Source organism: Ruthenibacterium sp. (assembly GCF_017421385.1).
Taxonomy (GTDB): Bacteria; Bacillota; Clostridia; order Oscillospirales; family Ruminococcaceae; genus Ruthenibacterium; species Ruthenibacterium lactatiformans.
Window position 1 is genome coordinate 1 of the sequence record NZ_JAFOIN010000007.1, and the last position, 17050, is coordinate 17050.

Below are 17050 nucleotides of genomic sequence, written 5' to 3' on the forward strand. Positions count from 1 at the left end.
GCCGGAAGCGGAAGCGGCGGCGGAAGAGCTGCCCGCGCCGCCGCAGCCCGCCAGCAGCATGGCGGCCATGCACACGCACAGAGCCAGTGCCAAAACTTTTTTCATCATGATTTTCCTCCTTTAAGCTGTGCCGCGGCGGCAAGACGCCCGCCGTGCCGCCGCGCACTCTGTAAAACATACTATGAGCATAACACAAAAACTCCGCGCCTTAAAATGACACGGAGTTTGTTTTATTGATGTTTTTTTACATTTTCCTTCCGGTATTGCAGCGGCGTCTGCCCCGTCGCCCGTTTGAACGTACGCAGAAAATGCTCCACGCTGTTGTAGCCCACCGCGTCGCAGACCTCGTACATGCGCATATTGGTTTTCTCCAGCAGCTCCCGCGCGGCGGCAATGCGCAGGCCCGTGAGGTAGTCGGAATAGGATACGTCGAACCGCTTTTTGAACAGCGTGCAGAAATATTTTTCATTGTAGCCGCTGCGCTGCGCCACCTCGCCCAGCGTCAGGTCCGCGCGCATGTAGCTGTCGTCCAGAAAACGCTTGGCCCGCAGGACGGGGTCCGGGAACTGTTGGTCGTAGTTGGATTCAAAATATTCCATGATGCGCCGCAGCACCGAGGTGAAATAGATCACCAGGTCCCGCTGGGTCTCGATGGCGCGCAGCCTTTGGTACAGGCGGTGGTCCAGCCCCAGCTTGTAGGCGACCTGCATATCGTAAAAGCCCATCTCATAATACAAATTGTACAGGTACAGCAGCGCCAGAGACTGGCCCTGCTCCAGCGGCAGGTCCTGCATATAGCCCACCAACTCATTCTTATACTGCTCCACCTGCGCGAAATCGGCCTCCATTACGGCACGGATAAAGGGCATGCAGCTTTTTGCCTGGCGCAGCGCCGTCACGGGGTCGAATTGCGGATAATAGCTTTCGTCATAGATACGCCCCGGACCCAGCACATAGCGCAGGGTGGTGTTGGTCTCGGCCTGCTCCAGCACCGTGTAAAACGACGTCTCCGGCTCGGCATGGGGCGCGGCCATGCCCACCGTACAGGAAATATTCATGTAATTCTTCCATGCGCGCTGCACCTGCGCCAGAAAGGTGCGGGCCTTTTCCACCGTACGGCCGGGCTGTGCCAAAGAATAAAACAAAAAGTGGCGCGACATGTCAAAGGAATAAAAACCGTCGGTGGAGCGGAACTGCGGCATCTGCATCACCAGCTTTGTCAGGGGCTGGGTCAGCGTAGCATTCACGTCCGTGCCCAGACGCGCCATCTCCCGGTATATTTCATCCAGAAAGAAGCAGGCCACAACATAGCCCTGCTCCAGCCCTGGCAGTTCCCCCGGCAGCGCGTTGTGGAAAATCACGTCCTGCAAAATGGCATTGGTATCACGCAGCGGCGCCGCGCCTGGGGCGGGTGCCGGCGCATCGCCGCCGGCACACAGTGCCGCCCGTGCCTCGCGTACCAGCTCCAGCATGCGGGCGGGAACGATCTCCTGCTTGAGCACATAGTCCGCCGCCCCTTTTTTGAACGCCTGCTTCACCAGAGGGAATTCATCGAAAGCGCTGAGCACTACGATGTGGGGCGCAAGGCCCAGGGCATGCACGCCGTCGATGAATTCCAGCCCGCTGCAGACGGGCATTTTGATATCTGTGAACACAAGGTCCGCCGGACACCGCTCCATAGCCTCCAACGCGGCCTGTCCATTGGCGTAGCAGCCCGCAAGCTGAAAGCCCTCGGCCGCCCAGTCCACCATTTTTTCCAGCGTGGCCCGCACCAGGATCTCGTCGTCCACGATTATTGCGCGCAGCATGGCAAGCCTCCTTCCCGCCCGCTCCCAGCGGGCAGCGTGATCGAAATACAGGTGCCGCGGCCCGGCGCGCTGTCCACCCACAGGCCATAAGGCGCACCGTATTGCAGCAGGATGCGCCGCTGCACGTTCGCCAAGCCGATGGATGAGCCGGCTTTTCCCTCACCGGGGCCGGACAGGCACGCGGCCAGCCGCTCCGGGTCCATCCCTACACCGTTGTCGCAGACGCTCAGGTACAAAACGCCGTCCTCCGTGCGCCCGGACAGGCTGACCTCGCCGTCCTCGCAGCCCTCCAGGCCGTGGAGCAGGGCGTTTTCCACCAGAGGCTGCAGCAGCAGCTTGGGCAAACGGCACGCCAGGCTCTCGGGGCTGAAAGCGCACCGGAAGCTGAAGCTGCCGGAATACCGCACCTCCATGATATGGATATACGCTTCCAGTATTTTCGCCTCGTCCGCCAGCGTATAGCGCTCTGCGGGAGTCCGCAGCATACAGCGCAGAATCTCCATCAGGTCCGCCGCCATGTCACGGATGGAATCAAAGCGCGCAAGGTCCGCCATAAAACGGATGGTATTGACGGTATTCAGCAGAAAATGAGGGTTGATCTCACTTTGCAGGGCCTTCAGCTCCTCGGCATAGCGCTGCTCCTCCCGCAGGCGGTTCTCCTCGATCAGGGCCTGCATCCTGTCACCGGTATCGTTATAGCGCTGCAGAAGCTGGCGCATCTCAAGGTGGCCCTCGGGCGGCAGCTTATGGGTGAAATCCCCCTGCTGCAGATGCTCCATGCCCTCGTTCAGATGCTGCACCGGCAGCACAATGCGCCGCAGAAACAGCACCGAAAACAGCGCGTACGAGCCCAGCATCGCGGCCACCGCTCCGGCGCACAGCCACAGCGTCCGTTCGTAGCCCGCCATCAGCTTCCGGTTGTCCACCAGAGACACCACGGTGAGGCCTGTGTTGCGCACCTGTGTGGCGATGCCCCAATCCATTCCGCCGCCGGGAACGCCCTCCGGCCCCAGGAAACGCTCTACGGCCGGTGCCAGCGCCTCGTCCCCGGCCAGGAACGCCCCATCCAGAGCCAGCGCCATCCGCACCGCGCCTGCTTCACTGTTGTAGCTTTCCAACATCTCCTCCGCGTCCGTCTCAAAATAAAGGCATGCCACTTCCAGCGCGCTCCCACCATATCCCGGCTCCACCTGGAGCGCCGCCGTCAGCAGCAGATCTCCGCGCCGGTTTTTGCCGGAGAGCAGCGTTCCCGGCTCCGCCACGCCCACACAGACCTCCCCCGGCCTCTGCCGGGCGGCGCGGTACCACGCGGCTTCCTTCACCCGGTTCTGCGGCACGGCCAGGCCTGTATACAGCTGATAGGACGTACCGTCCGTCAGATACAGGTGCAGCGCCTCCAGGCGGCGGCCCGTCAGGCGGTAATAATCAAAAATGCTCTCCAGCCGGGCGGCCGTTTCATACCGGCGGCTGGATGACGCGGGCAGCTCGTCCACCAGAGCAAGGCCCTCGCTGTCTTCTGAAAGAAGGAAATGCGCCAGCTGCAGCGAAGCCTGCCGCACGTCCTGTGTGAGCGCGGAAGACACCGCCTCCTGCCGCATTTGCACCATTTCCCGTGCGTCGGCCAGCAGCTTGCGGTACAGCAGGGCCGAGCCGGCGGCAGCCACCGCCACCAGCGGCAGCACGATCAGCAGACAGAATGAACGGTAAAACGTGCGGCGCACGCTCGCCTTTTTTCTCATAAAATTCCTCCCGCGCGGCGCTGTGCCGCTGTGGCCGCGGCGCTCTGCGCCGAAGCGGCTCGTCTTTCCCGGCTTTGCTTCGCAAAGCCGGGAAACCCTCCTGTGGCCCCCCGGATCACGCTCTTAAAATCCCGAGCGGCCCGGCTGCACATAAAAGCGGCGGCACTGCCGCTGTTTAGACCGCCCGCAGAGACCCAAAACAGGCGCGGGCTGTTTTTTTATTGCTCCGCAATAAAAAGATAGCCGCGGGCCGGGGACAGTCCGCAGGATCTGAAAAACAATCTTCGGCTATTTTTTATCGATTATAGAGACGGAAATCGTCTTATAACTTCCTGCAAATGTTTATTGAAGCGAGAAAAACGCCTGTATTTTCATATCGTCGTATAAGTTGGTTTTGCAGGCTCGAGCCACCATTTTAGCACCACAAATAAGACAATACACATAAGTACTGCTTGGAATTATACTTATTTTTCGTCAATTCTCTCAATCTTAAATATTACAGGCCTTGTTCCATCTGAGCAACAAGCTATCATTGTATTCTCTTCTTTCATCCAACCTTTCATAATCGAGCCACCCTGCAGCCCTGTGTAGATGTATCTTGAAATTGCATCCCAGGCTTCTGAACAATGTGGCATTTTGGGTCCGCCGGCCACTGTATCAGGATCCGACGTTGTTTTCGTTAAGGTATTCAACCCCATATGCCAGAAATCATCTCTTTCATCATTACGATAAAAAACAAATTCATCGCCAACATTATAGCAAGGGCAAGAACCCGAATCAGAGTCTGCACAATACTGTTGCTGCAATTCTGGATATAGCTTTTTATCTATTACCGTTACTTTCACTTTATGTTTCATAATACATCGATCCTTTGCAACTTCATGTTCGTTAATTTGTTCGATCGGGTCAGACCATACATATACAAGTTCCCCTCTCCTTTTTCCATTTATATGGATGGTTCTCCCTTATATTTGTCCGTATCGTTTTATTTCTCTATGGGAAATTCAAGCGCCATCTGGGCGCCAAAGTGTCAAAAATTGTTCTTATTTAAAGCACCTTGAGGGGCACAAACTTATAGTATTTGCAAGGCCTTTCACCGCTCAAAGCTTTTGGACAGCCTAAAAACGACCTGCGGTTATTTTACCATATCCCACGGCCGCCGCAAAAGCCCGGCTGAAAAAACTCTGCGGGCACGCTGCCCGAAGTCCAGGCTGCCGCTCCGCTACAAAAAGCTGAGTTGTCCGCTGCCGTAGCCCTGCCGATACGCTGCCACAATATCCTGCATGCCATACAGAAGGCCCGTTGCGCGGCATTCTCCCGTAAACGCCTGCCACAGCTCCCGCGCCCGCGGGCTGCGGCATTCATACTGTGTGCCGAACTGCCGCACATACCGCGCCCGCAGCCCTGCGCCGGGGAACAGCTCGTCCAGCCTGTCCAGAAAATAGGCCCGCTGGTTCTGGCGCAGCGTCACGCCGAAGACCGGGTACACAAAGCGCGCCCCTGCGTTGTACGCCGCCCGCACCAGCCTGCGCACCCCGTCCGGCGTATCCTCCAGGAAAGGTAGGACGGGCATCAGCAGAACGCCTGTAAAAATGCCCTGCCCCGCCAGCTTCTCCACAGCCGCCAGCCGCGCCGAGGACGAAGGCGCGCGCGGCTCCAGCTTCGCGGCCAGCGCATCGTCGCAGGTCGTCACCGTTATCTTGCACAGCACCGGCGAATGGGACGCGATCTCCCGCAGGATATCCGCGTCCCGGGTGATGAGCGTCCCTTTTGTGGCGACGGCCGCGCCGAAGCCGTAAGCATCCAACAGCTCCAGCGCGTGGCGCGTCAGCTGCAGCTCCTTTTCAAACGGATTGTAAGGGTCGCTCATGGAGCCTGTGGCCACCACGCCGCTCTGCGTCTTGGAGCGAAGGTCGTTCCGTATGACGGCCAGCGCGTCCGATTTTACGCGCACGGTATCAAAATCCTGCACGCCGTAACACTCGCTGCGGCTGTCGCAGTAAATACAGCCGTGGCTGCAGCCCCTGTAAATGTTCATCGTATACCGGGTGCCGAACCAGGCGGTGCTTTTGTTTTTGATGACAATGCTCCTGGCCGGGATGGTCGGCACATCCATAAGCGCCCTCCTTTTTAACAATGGGAAGCCCGTTTTACCGGCAGTTGCGGCTGAATCTCTCTGCGCAGCCGGGGCGGCGGCGTTTTTTACCACGGAAAGCCCGTCTTCCCCGCAATCGCGGCCGCAGCTCTTTGCGCGGCCGGGGCGGCGGCGTTCTTTTTCGGGCAGCCGGGCAGGTCCGGCTGTTCCGTCCGGAACGTCTGCGCTGCTTTTATTGTAGCAAACCGGGCAAAAATATGCTACAATAAAAGCCGATATCTGCGCACAAAGCCGGCAGCGCCCTCTTTGCGTTTGAAATGGCGCGGATGTCAGCGATTTTTGAAGGGAAGAAACCAAACGATGGCATACCGTCTTGTGGAAAACAAAGGGGACAGCGTGGCCGTGCCGCAGCTGGTGATTGCCAAGCTGCCGGAGCTGGAGGACGACTGGCTGCGCGTGGCACTGTTTGTCGTGGCGACAGGCGAAACCGACCCCGCGCGCATTGCCGCGGCGCTGCGCCTAAAAAGCCCGGAGCGGGCGCAGACGGCGCTTGTTTACTGGAAAGGCGCCGGCCTTTTGGAGAGCTGCGGCGAACCGCAGGCCCGCGGTGGCATTGACGCCGCGCCCGCGCCTCGCGCACACCTGACCACGCCTGAGGTTGCCAGCGCGGCACAGGGCGACCCCGCCATTGCGGGATTGGTGCAGGAATGCCAGGCGCTGATGGGCGGCGTCATTACGCAGGCGGACACCAACATTCTCGTCTCGATGTACCTTTCCGACGGCATGCCTGTGGATATGATCCTGCTGGGCGTGGCCCATTTTGCCGCGCTGGGCAAGCGCAGCGCCCGGTACATCGAGCGTGCGCTGCTGGGCTGGCAGCGGGAGGGTATCGATTCCGGCGAAGCCGCCGAGCGCTATCTGCGTCTGCTGGACCAACGCGCGGCCCACGAAAAAGAAACCGCAAAGCTGCTGGGCCTTGCCGACGCCAAGTTCACCAAAGCCGACAGCCGTGCCATCGCGGACTGGTACGAAAGCTACGGTTACGGTCCGGACATGATCGCCGAGGCTGCCGCCTACGCGGGCGAGAAAAAAAGCGTAAAATATGTCAACGGCATCCTGCGCGCATGGTACACCAAGGGCTACAAAACCGTGCGCGACGTAATGGCCGAAAGCGCCATGGGCTCGAGCAACGTGCAGGCTGCCGCGCCCGCCGTGAAACACAATATTCTGGGCGGCGGGCTGCGGCGCGCACCGCGTGTGCCGGGCATGCCGCAGGAAGGGAAAACACAATGAACAGGGATGAGCTTTACCGCCGGGCGCAGAGCATCGTAGCGGGCCGCCGGCAGCGTGCTGTTACAGCTGCCCGCGCCGCGGCCGCTCAAGCCGCGCAGACAGTGCCCGGTCTGGCCGCGCTGGAAAACGGACGCACCGCAGCCGGCATCGAGGCCGCGCGTCTGGCAGCCATGGGCGCGGAGCGGACGGCCGTGGACGCGGCGCTGGCCCGCGCCGCACAGTTCGACAGGGAGCGGGACGCGCTGCTGGCCGCTCACCCGGATATTGCCGCGCGCCTTGTCCCCGCGTATACCTGTCCCATCTGTCAGGACACCGGGCGCGACGGCGGCGAGGTGTGCGAATGCGTGCACGCGCTGGTGCGGCAGCTGCGCCAGCAGCAGGTGAACGCCTCTTCCCCGCTCTCGCTGTGCTCCTTCGAGACGTTCGCGCTGGAAAAATATCCGGATACACTGGTGCCGGAGCTTGGCCTCACGGCCCGGCAGCATATGGCCCAGGTACTGGAATACTGCAAATATTATGCGGCGCATTTCTCCCCGCGGGAGAGTACCAGCCTGTACCTGTTCGGCAGCGCGGGGCTTGGGAAAACACATCTTGCCCTCTCCATCGCCAATACCGTGCTGCAAAAGGGCTGCGACGTGGTGTATGTCAGCGCGCAGAACGCGTTTGACGCCATCGAACGCGAGCGCTTCGCCTCCGGCGAGGGCGACACCATGGCCACGCTGCAAAGCGCGGAGCTGCTTATTCTGGACGACCTCGGCACGGAGTATATTTCCCCTTATGTAAACAGCTGCCTGTACAGCCTTGTCAATACCCGCGTGTGCCGCCGCCTGCCCACCATCTACACCAGCAACATCGTCAACGACGCCGACCTGCAGCGCCGTTATACCGAAAAGGTGGTTTCCCGCCTGCTGGGCAGCTGCGAAACACTGTGCTTCTGCGGCACCGATATCCGGCTCATGGACAAATGACGGAATATTGGTGAAAAATTTCACCAGGATTTTTGTACAAAAAGCGCACATACTGCAACGGGGAACGCTGCCATTCCGGCATTGTTCCCCGTTTTCTTCTATTATATTGTATGTTAGAATAGTAAGGTATTGTAAAAAAGACAGGAGAATCGTGAAAAATGGAAGAAAGAAGAGAGAATATCATGGGCACGCAGCCCATCAACAGGCTGCTGCCGAGCATGGCGTTCCCCATCATGCTCAGCATGCTGGTGCAGGCGCTGTACAACGTGGTGGACAGCGTGTTCGTCTCGATGGTGAGCGAAAACGCACTGACCAGCGTGAGCCTGGCCTTTCCGGTGCAGAACCTGATGATCGCGGTGTCCGTGGGCACCGCCGTGGGCATCAACGCGCTTTTGTCCCGCCGTTTGGGTGAAAAAAACTTTGAAGCCGCCAATAAAGTGGCGGAAAACGGCATCTTCGTCACCATGCTGAGCTGGGCTGTTTTTGCGGTGTTCGGCGCGGCGTGCAGCGGCCTGTTTATGGGAGCGTTCACACAGAACGCCGAGATCCTCGCGGGCGGCACGGACTACATGTGGATCGTTACCGTGTTCTCCCTCGGGCTGTTCATGTCCGTGACCATGGAGCGTGTGCTGCAGGTAACGGGCAAGACGGTATACCAGATGATCAGCCAGATGACGGGCGCCGTGGTGAACATCATCCTGGACCCTGTCTTTATTTTCGGCTGGCTGGGCCTGCCGGCCATGGGGGTGGCAGGCGCGGCCTGGGCCACGGTCATCGGCCAGTTCTGCGGCATGGCCGTAGGCATCGGCATCAACCATGTGAAAAACCATGAGGTGCGTCTCAACTTCCGCCGCTTCCGGCCGGACTGGCACTCCATCAAGGGCATCTATCAGGTGGGCCTGCCCTCCATCATCATGCAGAGCATCGGCAGCGTGATGACTTTCGGCATGAACAAAATCCTCATCGCTTTCACCGAGACGGCTGTTTCCGTGTTCGGCGTGTATTTCAAGCTGCAGAGCTTTGTGTTCATGCCCGTGTTCGGCGTCACCAACGCGTTGGTGCCCATCGTGGGCTACAACTATGGCGCGCGCAGCAGCCAGCGCATTCAGCAGGCTACGCGGCTCTCGCTGCTGATGACGACCGCCATCATGGCGCTGGGCACAGTGATCTTCCAGGTGGCGCCCGGCCCGCTGCTGAGCCTGTTCAGCGCATCGGACACGATGCTCTCCATCGGCATTCCCGCCCTGCGCATCATCTCCGTCAGCTTTTGCTTCGCGGGCGTGGCCATCGTGTTTTCCAGTGTATTCCAGGCACTGGGCGACGGCATGCTCAGCCTGGTCATGAGCGCGGTGCGCCAGCTGCTGCTGCTTTTGCCCTGCGCTTTTGTGCTTGCCAAGCTCGGCGGGCTGGACGCCGTGTGGTTCAGCTTCCTCATTGCGGAGGTCGCCTCCGTAACGCTGGCAGTGGTATTCTACCGCAGCCTGTACAACAAAAAGATCCGTCATATCTGAAAAACGGACACGGCCGCCCTGGGAACAGAGGCGGCCGTGTTTTTTTATAGCTTTGCACAGCAAAGCTATAAGAAGCGGCTAGGTGGGCCGTCCCGGCCCACGGTCTTAAGACCTCAAGCATCTGGGTACAAAGTGCCCGGATGTGCATAGAAAACAGCAGCGCGGCTGCTATATTTTATTGTTCCGCCTGTACGCAGAAAGGCGCAGTGTTTGATCACCCGTTGGATTGACAAAATTCGTGCTTTATTATACAGTTAATTCATAAATTGTGCCGCATTCTTGCCCGCGCAGTACTGCGGCCGAAAAAACGGGGTGGAATGTGTGCAGAATCAAACGCAATATTACGATACCGTACCGTTGGAATACAGAAAATTAAGCGGCTGGATGATATTTTTTATCGTCACGCAGGTTTTGGGTATGTTCAGCAACCTCAACTCGATTCTCTCGTTCCTCCGTTCGGGCGCATCCCTATGGGTTTTCTTCACCTTGCTGGTTATTGTGCTGCAAGTTCTTATGCTTATATTTTTGGGAACACGGCGGCGGGAATTCTGCTATTTTTACTATGCAATCGGCGCTGTCAATATTTTCTTGTATTTTCGAATGTTCTTTCTTCCCGGCGCGGATGTTCCCCTCACATTTGTACAGCTCATCAGCTGGGCATTGGTTTTCACCGCATGGTGCGTCTACTTTAGTAAATCCGCCCGCTTGAAGTACTATTTCATCTGGAACGATAACGAAAACCAGCAGTTTCTTGCCGCATACGAGCAAAAGGTCCTTTTTTTGCTGGACGCCGTCAGCGGGGCGCACGCCGCAAGCAGCTTTGCCTATATGCCCGCTCAACACGTTCAGGCGGTTATCCTTTACCCCGCCGCCGCTTATGTATGCGGTTTACCGGAAAGCGCCAATTTAATGAACGCATATCCGTTGGTATTGGAACGTATTCCCGTATTTCTCGGGCACAGCGAAACGATTTATTCCAATGCGCTGCGTCAGTATGATTTGTATCACGCCGCGTTCCTCCGGCGCGAAATGGAGCCGCCGCTGGACGCCATCGCTTGTGAGGTCGTGCGCGCGCTTGATCCGTCTCGCGTCTCCGTTCCGGAGGTTTCGGCCATGCTGTCTTCCATCCGCAAAGCATACCAAACCGCATTTTCCGCGGCGGCCGCCACATCTTATACACCATACCCGGCAGCTGCCCAGCAGCCTACGGCCCAGCCCATTGCGCAGCCCGTGCCCACCCCCACGCCGCGGCCTGTTTTCGCACCTGACGCAGTGCCGCCCTCCACGGCTCAACCCGACCCTCAGCCGCTGGCAATCCGGTATTGCCAGTTCTGCGGCGCGCCGTACAGTGTGCAGGCAAAATTCTGTACGCAGTGCGGTGCACAGCTCCCTTCCTGACGCTTCCTCCCATTGCCCATTCACGGCCGCATAAGGCGGCGGCAAAAAACAGCTTTCAAAAGCGCCCTGTTTTCCTCACTTGGAAAACAGGGCGCTTTTCTCTATCCACATCTATGAATACTGCTGTTTTTCAGCCGCGGCGCGCTTACAGCTCGCCCTTGCTGGACATTTTCAGATATGCGTTGATGAAGCCGTCCAGATCTCCGTCCATCACGCCGTTGACGTTGCCGTTTTCAAAGCCTGTGCGGTGATCCTTGACCAGCGTATAGGGCATGAATACATAGCTGCGGATCTGGCTGCCCCAAGCGATGGCGTTCTGCACGCCTTTGATATCACTGATTTTGTCCAGATGCTCGCGCTCTTTGATCTGATACAGCTTCGCGGCCAGCATCTTCATACACATGTCGCGGTTCTGGAACTGGCTGCGCTCGTTCTGGCAGCTCACCACGATGCCCGTAGGAATATGGATGAGACGCACGGCGCTGCTTGTCTTGTTGATGTGCTGTCCGCCCGCGCCGGAGGAGCGGAACACCTCCATTTTGATGTCCTCCGGCTTGATCTCCACAGTGATGGCGTCGTCCAGCTCCGGCATGACCTCCAGCGAGGCAAAGCTGGTATGGCGGCGCCCGGAGGCATCGAAGGGCGAAACACGCACCAGGCGGTGCACGCCGTTTTCGCTGCGCAAAAAGCCGTAGGCGTCGTGCCCCTCCACCAGAATGGACGCGGACTTGATGCCCGCCTCGTCGCCCTCCAGATAGTCCAGCACCTTCACGGTCCAGTTGTGGCGTGCGGCAAAGCGCGTGTACATGCGGTACAGCATCTCCACCCAGTCCTGAGCCTCTGTGCCGCCCGCGCCCGCATGGAAGGTCAGGATGGCATTGTTCGCGTCATATTCTCCATTCAGCAGCGTCACAAGGCGCAGCTCCTCCACCTTGGCGTCCAAGCTGTTCACGGCCGCGTCGGCCTCCTCCGCCAGGGCGGGGTCGTCGTCTTCCGCACACATTTCCAGCAGCGTTTCGGCATCCTCCAGCATGGTCTGCAAAGCGGCGTACTGCTCCAGCCTGTCCTTCAGCTCGCCCATCTCGGCAAACACCGCGCCGGACGCTGCCGCGTCGTCGTAAAACTCCGGGCTGGCGCTCTTCTGCTCCAGCTCCTCCAGACGCACCCTGCTGCGCTCGATGGCCAGCGCGTCGTGCAGATCCGTTACTTCCGGCGCCAGCTCGGAAAGGCGGCGCTTTACTTCATCTAAAATTACCATAGAATCCTCACTTTATTTTCCCGCAGTATGGTATTTGTTCATATTTTTCTATTATAATTGAAACAAAGCCGCTTGTAAAGGCGCTTTGCCCTTTACTTTCACGGCCTGTTTGGAGTAAGATAGGGATATATAGGAAAATTTGGAGGAACCCCTGCATGATGGATTACAAAGGCTGCAAATGCGCATCCTGCCATAAAGTATTGAAAGAGGGAGACGACATCGTCATCTGCCCGGAATGCGGTGCGCCCTATCACCGGGAATGCTATGCCGCGGAGGGCCGGTGCGTGTTCAGCGCCAAGCACGGCAAGGGCTTTGAGTACGTGCCGCCGGAGGCCAAGCCCGACGTAAATGCCAACGGGCCGATCTGCCCTGTGTGCCATGCACAGAACCCGCCCGACACGCTGTTCTGCGAACGGTGCGGCCAGCCCATGCGCGGGGGCGTACCGCCCCAGGCGGCGCAGAGCAGCCCACAGTATGCCGAGCCGGGTATGAGCGGCACGGGCATGCCCGGCGGCTTCGGCGGGCCGGGCGCGCAATACGCCACCGGCGACGTGATGACGCAGCTCCATCTGGCCAAGGAATACGACGGCATCTCCACGCAGGACTGGATGAAGTACATCGGCAATTCCGCGCCGTATTATCTGTATCAGTTCCAGCGCATGGATGAAAGCGGGCGCAAGACCAGCTTTTGCTGGAGCGCGCTGTTCATCCCGGAGTTTTATTTCTTCTACCGCAAAATGTGGGGCTGGGGCGCGCTGGCGCTGGCGGTGTCCCTTATCGTAAGCATCCCGTCCCTCCTTTCGCTCATGGCTGCGCTGGGCATCGCCACGGCTTTGCCTCTCTCCGCCTCGGCGCTCTCCACGCTCATCACAGTGTGCGGGCTTCTGAACTGGGGCGTTCGCATCGCCTCGTGCCTGTTCGGTTTTTACCTGTTCCGCCAGAGCGCGGCCAGGCGGATGCGCGCCATGAAGGACGACAGCACCGACGACGACCGCTACCGCACCGAGCTGGAACGCCGCGGCGGGCCGTCCCGTGTGGCCGTGGTCCTGGTGGGCGTGCTGCTGCTGGTGTGCAGCTTTGCGTTTTCCGCATGGATCGGGCCGGATCGCCTGATGTCCGCCTTTTATCTTTACTAAAATCCCCTTCGGGCAAAAGGGAGGAACAAATTGAGCAATACTCCCACATTGGAGACCGAACGCCTGATCCTGCGCAAATTCACGGAGAATGACCTGGAGGCCCTGTATCAAATATACCGCGATCCGGATGTGAACCGGTTTCTGTCCTGGTTTCCCCTGCAAAGCATGGATGAGGCCCGAAAATTCTTTGAAGACCGCTACGCATCCCTTTACGCGGAGCCACAGGCCTATGCCTACGCCATCTGCCTGAAGCGCGGCAACCGACCCATCGGATATGTCAAGGTAGATATGGCCGAGCCCCACGATTTCGGCTATGGCCTGCGCGCGGAATTCTGGCATCAGGGAATCGCCACCGAGGCCGGAAGGGCCGTCACCGCACAAGTAAAGCGGGACGGGCTGCCCTATATCACGGCCACGCACGATGTCAACAATCCCCGAAGCGGCGGCGTGATGCGGCAAATCGGGATGAAGTACCAGTATTCTTATGAAGAGCAATGGCAGCCTAAGGATCTCTTGGTCACTTTCCGCCTTTACCAGCTGAATCTGGATGGCAACGGCAGCCGGGTGTATCAAAAATACTGGAATGAATCCGCCGTTCATTTTGTGGAGGAGGAAGTCTCGGCTCATGTTTTCCCCGCCCTGTAGGGCTGTAAAAAAGAAAATACCAAAGGAGAATGTTTCCCATGCAGAAGATCCGTAAAGCCGTCATCCCCGCGGCAGGCCTGGGCACCCGCGTGCTGCCCGCCACAAAGGCCATGCCCAAGGAGATGCTCCCCATTGTGGACAAGCCTGCCATCCAGTACATCGTGGAGGAGGCCGTCGCCGCCGGCATCGAGGAGATCCTCATCATCACCGGCCGCGGCAAGGGCATCATGGAAGACCATTTCGACCGCGCCCCCGAGCTGGAGGCCGGCCTTGCGAAACCCGGCAAGGAAAAGATGCTGGAGGACGTACGCTCCATCGCGGGCCTGGCGGATATCTTTTTTCTGCGCCAAAAAGAGACAAAAGGGCTGGGTCACGCCATTCTGAAAGCGCGTCCTTTCACTCAGGATGAACCCTTTGTCGTTCTGTACGGCGACGACGTCATCATGGGCGAGGACCCTGTAGCTGCGCAGCTCTGCCGCGCTTACGCGCAGTACCGAAAGGCCTGCGTGGGCATTAAGGAGGTCTCTCCCGCCGATATCGTGAAATACTCCTCCATGAAGTTGGACCATCTTTCGGGCAACCTGTACAACATCACCGACATGATCGAGAAGCCTGCGCCCGGACAGGAATTCAGCCTGTTCTCCATCCTGGGACGCTGCCTGCTTACACCGGAGATTTACGGCATCCTCGAGAAGACGCAGCCCGGCGCGGGCGGCGAGATCCAGCTTACGGACGCCATGGCCGTGCTGGCGCGCACCGGCGGCATGACGGGCGTTGATTTCACCGGGAAACGCTACGACATGGGCAACAAGCTGGGCGTGATGGAGGCCCAGGTGGAGACCGCGCTGAAGCATCCGGAGATCGGCCCGGCGTTCCGCGCTTACCTGAAAGAACTTTCCAAAACGCTGTAGGGCGCTGAAGGCACAAAGACAAAAGTTCTTATTGTTCCGCGCCGCAAAACGCATTTCAGCGGTTACGGCTCCGGAACGGCCGCAGAGCCGAAAACAGCCCGCGGCTGTTCTTTACAAACCAAGTCATAAAAAATGCCGTGCCTGTCCACAATATGCTTGACGGGCACGGTGTTTTTATTGTATAATTAGTTGCTTGCCGTGAACAGGCAGGTAATCCTTGCCCCTTCGGGGGCCTTACGTCCAAAAGGAGGTGCACAGAAATGGCAAAGTATGAAACAATGCTGGTTACCACCGCTACTCTCGACGAGGAAGCCACGGCCGCGCTGGTCGGCAAGTTCAAATCCCTCATCGAAGCGAATGGTACGATCGATTCTGTCGAGGATTGGGGCAAGCGTCGCCTTGCATACCCGATCAACAAGGAGAACGAAGGCGTTTACACTCTGATCAACTTCACGAGTGAAGCCGACTTCCCCGCCGAGCTCGACCGTGTCTACAAGATCACCGACGGCGTGCTGCGTTCCATGATCGTGGCGAAAGAAGAAGCCGTTCCCGCGAAAGCTGAAACGGAGGCAAAATAATGCTGAATGTTGTAGCTTTGATGGGCCGCCTTGTAGCGGACCCCGAACTGCGCCACACCCCGAACGGCGTTGCGACATGCACGTTCCGTATCGCGGTGGACCGCAGCTTTGTGCGTGCCGGTGAAGAGCGCAAAGCAGACTTTATCGACATCGTGGTCTGGCGCCAGACTGCGGAATTTGTTTGCAAGTATTTCCACAAAGGCAACCTCATCGCCGTGGACGGTTCCATCCAGACGCGCACGTATGAGGACAAAACCGGCAACAAGCGCTATGCGTTTGAGGTCGTTGCGAACAACGTCCACTTTACCGGCGAAAAGAGCGGCAGCACCGGCGGCCAGGGCGGCTACGGCGCGCCCGCGCCCATGCAGGCTCCCGCCGCGCGTCCCGCGCCCGCAGAGCCCGTCAGCTATGCGGCCGGCAGCGCCGACGATTTCGCCGTGATCGACGACAACGAAGATCTACCGTTTTAAGGAGGCGGACGTGCCCGGCGCGCCCCTTCCGCTACTTTGAGACAAGGAGGAAAACACCATGCCTTTCGACAGAGACCGTCAGGATAGCCGTGGTGGCCGCCCCCGTGGACGCCGCAAGAAGGTTTGCAGCTTCTGCGTGGACCGTCTCGACCACATTGACTATAAAGACATCCCCCGCCTGCGCAAGTACATTTCCGAGCGCGCGAAGATCATTCCCCGCCGCGTTACCGGTACCTGCGCTTTCCATCAGCGTGAGCTGACCGTCGCCATCAAGCGTGCGCGCCATGTTGCGCTGCTGCCCTACGTGAGCGACTGATTTTACCGGCATACAAAGGGCCGCACGGTTAACACCGTGCGGCCCTTTTTTGTTTTGCACGAAAACACAGGCGTTTTGCCGCCCGAGCGGCTGATGTTCATTCTTCGGTAAACAGGTCCTGCACTTCGCAGTCCAGCGCTTTCATCAGACGCTCCAGCGTGTCGATACGCACAGATTTGCTGGCGTTGTCGCAGATTTTGTTCACGGTCGCATAGTCCGTTCCCATCTGTTTTACAAGCCAGTATCTTGTTTTATCTTTTTTGTCTAAAAGTGCTTGAACGTTAAATTGCAACATGCTTATTTCTCATTTCTTGTTGTATCTTTTATACTCTATTGTATGGCATAGTAAAACGCACAAATAGTCGTTATTAAAATAGTGTGTTATAAAATAATATATTTATAGATTGACTATTTAAGCTGTTTTTGTTAGGATAAAAGAAAACAAAAGGTGGTGCTTATATATGAACCTTTGGAAAGACCGCCGCGTGGATTCTTTGCATCGCGTGGTGCTGCCCCGGGAAGCGTTCAGTTTGCTGGGCTGGACGTCGGACGAAGTGCTGGAGGCGGAAGCCTTGCCCGCGCAGGATGCTCTGCTGCTGCGCGCCCAAAACCATCCGCGCCCGCAGTGCTGTGCGTGCGGCGGCGCACAGGACCTTGTTTCCCTGGGCGGCAGGCGCTGGCTGTGCGGGGCCTGCCTTGCCGCCGCGAACGCCGCAAGCAAAGCCTGATCTTCTCAACCCGCCGCAGCAAAAAGCGCCCCGCCTGTATTAGGCGTGTTGGCGCAAGAAAACATCGTCCTTGAAGCGGGAATTTCCGCGCATAGCTTCGTCAAATCGCCTTGACAACCACAAAGGGTGCCTGCGGCAATTTTCCTTGCTCTGCATCGAAAATTCCCGTTTCAAGGGTGCTGCGCAGTTTTGGCCC

17 protein-coding genes are annotated in these 17050 nt (G+C 58.4%); 11 read left to right on the forward strand and 6 right to left on the reverse strand.

The annotated features are described in order from the left end of the window. Positions 1–230: 230 nt before the first annotated feature. The 4 genes from IIY41_RS00765 to IIY41_RS00780 form a co-directional block, all read right to left on the reverse strand. The gene (locus tag IIY41_RS00765) at positions 231–1808 is read right to left on the reverse strand and encodes a response regulator transcription factor (RefSeq protein ID WP_009324748.1); all 1578 of its coding nucleotides are present in this window, start codon (positions 1806–1808) and stop codon (positions 231–233) included. Next, a complete protein-coding gene (locus IIY41_RS00770; protein ID WP_117460178.1) occupies positions 1793–3547 on the reverse strand; it encodes a sensor histidine kinase in 1755 nt (584 codons plus the stop codon). Before IIY41_RS00770 ends, IIY41_RS00765 begins: the two co-directional genes overlap by 16 nt. 464 nt (positions 3548–4011) lie before the next feature. Continuing rightward, positions 4012–4404 carry a TIGR04076 family protein gene (locus tag IIY41_RS00775; protein WP_040910210.1) on the reverse strand — a complete coding sequence of 131 codons (393 nt, stop codon included), beginning with the start codon at positions 4402–4404 and terminating at the stop codon, positions 4012–4014. Positions 4405–4769: 365 nt separating this feature from the next. Next, positions 4770–5663, reverse strand: coding sequence for an SPL family radical SAM protein (locus IIY41_RS00780; protein WP_055081630.1), 894 nt, complete (start codon positions 5661–5663; stop codon positions 4770–4772). A gap of 339 nt (positions 5664–6002) precedes the next feature. On the opposite strand from IIY41_RS00780, the gene IIY41_RS00785 reads away from it, so the two are divergent. The 4 genes from IIY41_RS00785 (at position 6003) to IIY41_RS00800 (ending at position 10812) form a co-directional block, all read left to right on the forward strand. Beyond that, positions 6003–6935, forward strand: coding sequence for a DnaD domain protein (locus IIY41_RS00785; RefSeq protein ID WP_009324751.1), 933 nt, complete (start codon positions 6003–6005; stop codon positions 6933–6935). Then, complete coding sequence (locus IIY41_RS00790; protein ID WP_050004952.1) at positions 6932–7903, forward strand: ATP-binding protein; 972 nt, start codon at positions 6932–6934, stop codon at positions 7901–7903. Before IIY41_RS00785 ends, IIY41_RS00790 begins: the two co-directional genes overlap by 4 nt. Before the next feature lie 158 nt (positions 7904–8061). Continuing rightward, entirely contained in the window at positions 8062–9414 is a 1353-nt protein-coding gene (locus IIY41_RS00795; protein ID WP_050004953.1) for an MATE family efflux transporter, read from the forward strand. A 321-nt stretch (positions 9415–9735) separates the two neighbouring features. Beyond that, positions 9736–10812 (forward strand): zinc-ribbon domain-containing protein, encoded by a 1077-nt coding sequence (locus IIY41_RS00800; protein ID WP_287399194.1) that lies wholly within the window; start codon positions 9736–9738, stop codon positions 10810–10812. 145 nt (positions 10813–10957) lie between these two features. Here the strand turns inward: IIY41_RS00800 and prfB are convergent, their stop codons facing one another. Beyond that, positions 10958–12070, reverse strand: coding sequence for a peptide chain release factor 2 (gene prfB / locus IIY41_RS00805; RefSeq protein ID WP_287399195.1), 1113 nt, complete (start codon positions 12068–12070; stop codon positions 10958–10960). 155 nt (positions 12071–12225) lie between these two features. Here prfB and IIY41_RS00810 point away from each other — a divergent pair, with 155 nt between their 5' ends. The 6 genes from IIY41_RS00810 (at position 12226) to rpsR (ending at position 16126) form a co-directional block, all read left to right on the forward strand. Further along, positions 12226–13206: an RING finger protein gene (locus tag IIY41_RS00810; RefSeq protein WP_009324756.1), complete on the forward strand. Its 981-nt coding sequence runs from the start codon at positions 12226–12228 to the stop codon at positions 13204–13206. A gap of 30 nt (positions 13207–13236) precedes the next feature. Then, positions 13237–13851 carry a GNAT family N-acetyltransferase gene (locus IIY41_RS00815; RefSeq protein WP_287399197.1) on the forward strand — a complete coding sequence of 205 codons (615 nt, stop codon included), beginning with the start codon at positions 13237–13239 and terminating at the stop codon, positions 13849–13851. Positions 13852–13889: 38 nt separating this feature from the next. Further along, positions 13890–14762, forward strand: coding sequence for a UTP--glucose-1-phosphate uridylyltransferase GalU (gene galU, locus IIY41_RS00820; RefSeq protein WP_050004957.1), 873 nt, complete (start codon positions 13890–13892; stop codon positions 14760–14762). Between the two features lie 260 nt (positions 14763–15022). Further along, positions 15023–15340 carry a 30S ribosomal protein S6 gene (gene rpsF, locus IIY41_RS00825; protein WP_009324759.1) on the forward strand — a complete coding sequence of 106 codons (318 nt, stop codon included), beginning with the start codon at positions 15023–15025 and terminating at the stop codon, positions 15338–15340. Continuing rightward, on the forward strand, positions 15340–15810 hold the full coding sequence (locus IIY41_RS00830) for a single-stranded DNA-binding protein (RefSeq protein WP_009324760.1): 471 nt from the start codon (positions 15340–15342) through the stop codon (positions 15808–15810). Before rpsF ends, IIY41_RS00830 begins: the two co-directional genes overlap by 1 nt. A 58-nt stretch (positions 15811–15868) precedes the next feature. Beyond that, on the forward strand, positions 15869–16126 hold the full coding sequence (gene rpsR / locus IIY41_RS00835) for a 30S ribosomal protein S18 (RefSeq protein ID WP_287399200.1): 258 nt from the start codon (positions 15869–15871) through the stop codon (positions 16124–16126). A gap of 97 nt (positions 16127–16223) precedes the next feature. On the opposite strand, the gene IIY41_RS00840 is transcribed toward rpsR, so the two are convergent. Then, positions 16224–16421 carry a helix-turn-helix domain-containing protein gene (locus IIY41_RS00840; RefSeq protein ID WP_009324763.1) on the reverse strand — a complete coding sequence of 66 codons (198 nt, stop codon included), beginning with the start codon at positions 16419–16421 and terminating at the stop codon, positions 16224–16226. A gap of 166 nt (positions 16422–16587) precedes the next feature. Between IIY41_RS00840 and IIY41_RS00845 the strand changes: the two genes are divergently transcribed. Next, positions 16588–16854: a hypothetical protein gene (locus tag IIY41_RS00845; protein WP_009324764.1), complete on the forward strand. Its 267-nt coding sequence runs from the start codon at positions 16588–16590 to the stop codon at positions 16852–16854. Positions 16855–17050 lie beyond the last annotated feature (196 nt).

Excerpts from the sequence above, each read along its gene's own strand:
- IIY41_RS00780 (WP_055081630.1), bottom strand. The coding sequence starts at position 5,663 with ATGGATGTGCCGACCATCCCGGCCAGGAGCATTGTCATCAAAAACAAA.
- prfB (WP_287399195.1), bottom strand. The coding sequence starts at position 12,070 with ATGGTAATTTTAGATGAAGTAAAGCGCCGCCTTTCCGAGCTGGCGCCG.
- IIY41_RS00830 (WP_009324760.1), top strand. The coding sequence starts at position 15,340 with ATGCTGAATGTTGTAGCTTTGATGGGCCGCCTTGTAGCGGACCCCGAA.
- IIY41_RS00790 (WP_050004952.1), top strand. The coding sequence starts at position 6,932 with ATGAACAGGGATGAGCTTTACCGCCGGGCGCAGAGCATCGTAGCGGGC.
- IIY41_RS00840 (WP_009324763.1), bottom strand. The coding sequence starts at position 16,421 with ATGTTGCAATTTAACGTTCAAGCACTTTTAGACAAAAAAGATAAAACA.
- IIY41_RS00775 (WP_040910210.1), bottom strand. The coding sequence starts at position 4,404 with ATGAAACATAAAGTGAAAGTAACGGTAATAGATAAAAAGCTATATCCA.
- IIY41_RS00770 (WP_117460178.1), bottom strand. The coding sequence starts at position 3,547 with ATGAGAAAAAAGGCGAGCGTGCGCCGCACGTTTTACCGTTCATTCTGT.
- galU (WP_050004957.1), top strand. The coding sequence starts at position 13,890 with ATGCAGAAGATCCGTAAAGCCGTCATCCCCGCGGCAGGCCTGGGCACC.
- rpsF (WP_009324759.1), top strand. The coding sequence starts at position 15,023 with ATGGCAAAGTATGAAACAATGCTGGTTACCACCGCTACTCTCGACGAG.
- IIY41_RS00795 (WP_050004953.1), top strand. The coding sequence starts at position 8,062 with ATGGAAGAAAGAAGAGAGAATATCATGGGCACGCAGCCCATCAACAGG.
- rpsR (WP_287399200.1), top strand. The coding sequence starts at position 15,869 with ATGCCTTTCGACAGAGACCGTCAGGATAGCCGTGGTGGCCGCCCCCGT.
- IIY41_RS00845 (WP_009324764.1), top strand. The coding sequence starts at position 16,588 with ATGAACCTTTGGAAAGACCGCCGCGTGGATTCTTTGCATCGCGTGGTG.
- IIY41_RS00785 (WP_009324751.1), top strand. The coding sequence starts at position 6,003 with ATGGCATACCGTCTTGTGGAAAACAAAGGGGACAGCGTGGCCGTGCCG.
- IIY41_RS00765 (WP_009324748.1), bottom strand. The coding sequence starts at position 1,808 with ATGCTGCGCGCAATAATCGTGGACGACGAGATCCTGGTGCGGGCCACG.
- IIY41_RS00810 (WP_009324756.1), top strand. The coding sequence starts at position 12,226 with ATGATGGATTACAAAGGCTGCAAATGCGCATCCTGCCATAAAGTATTG.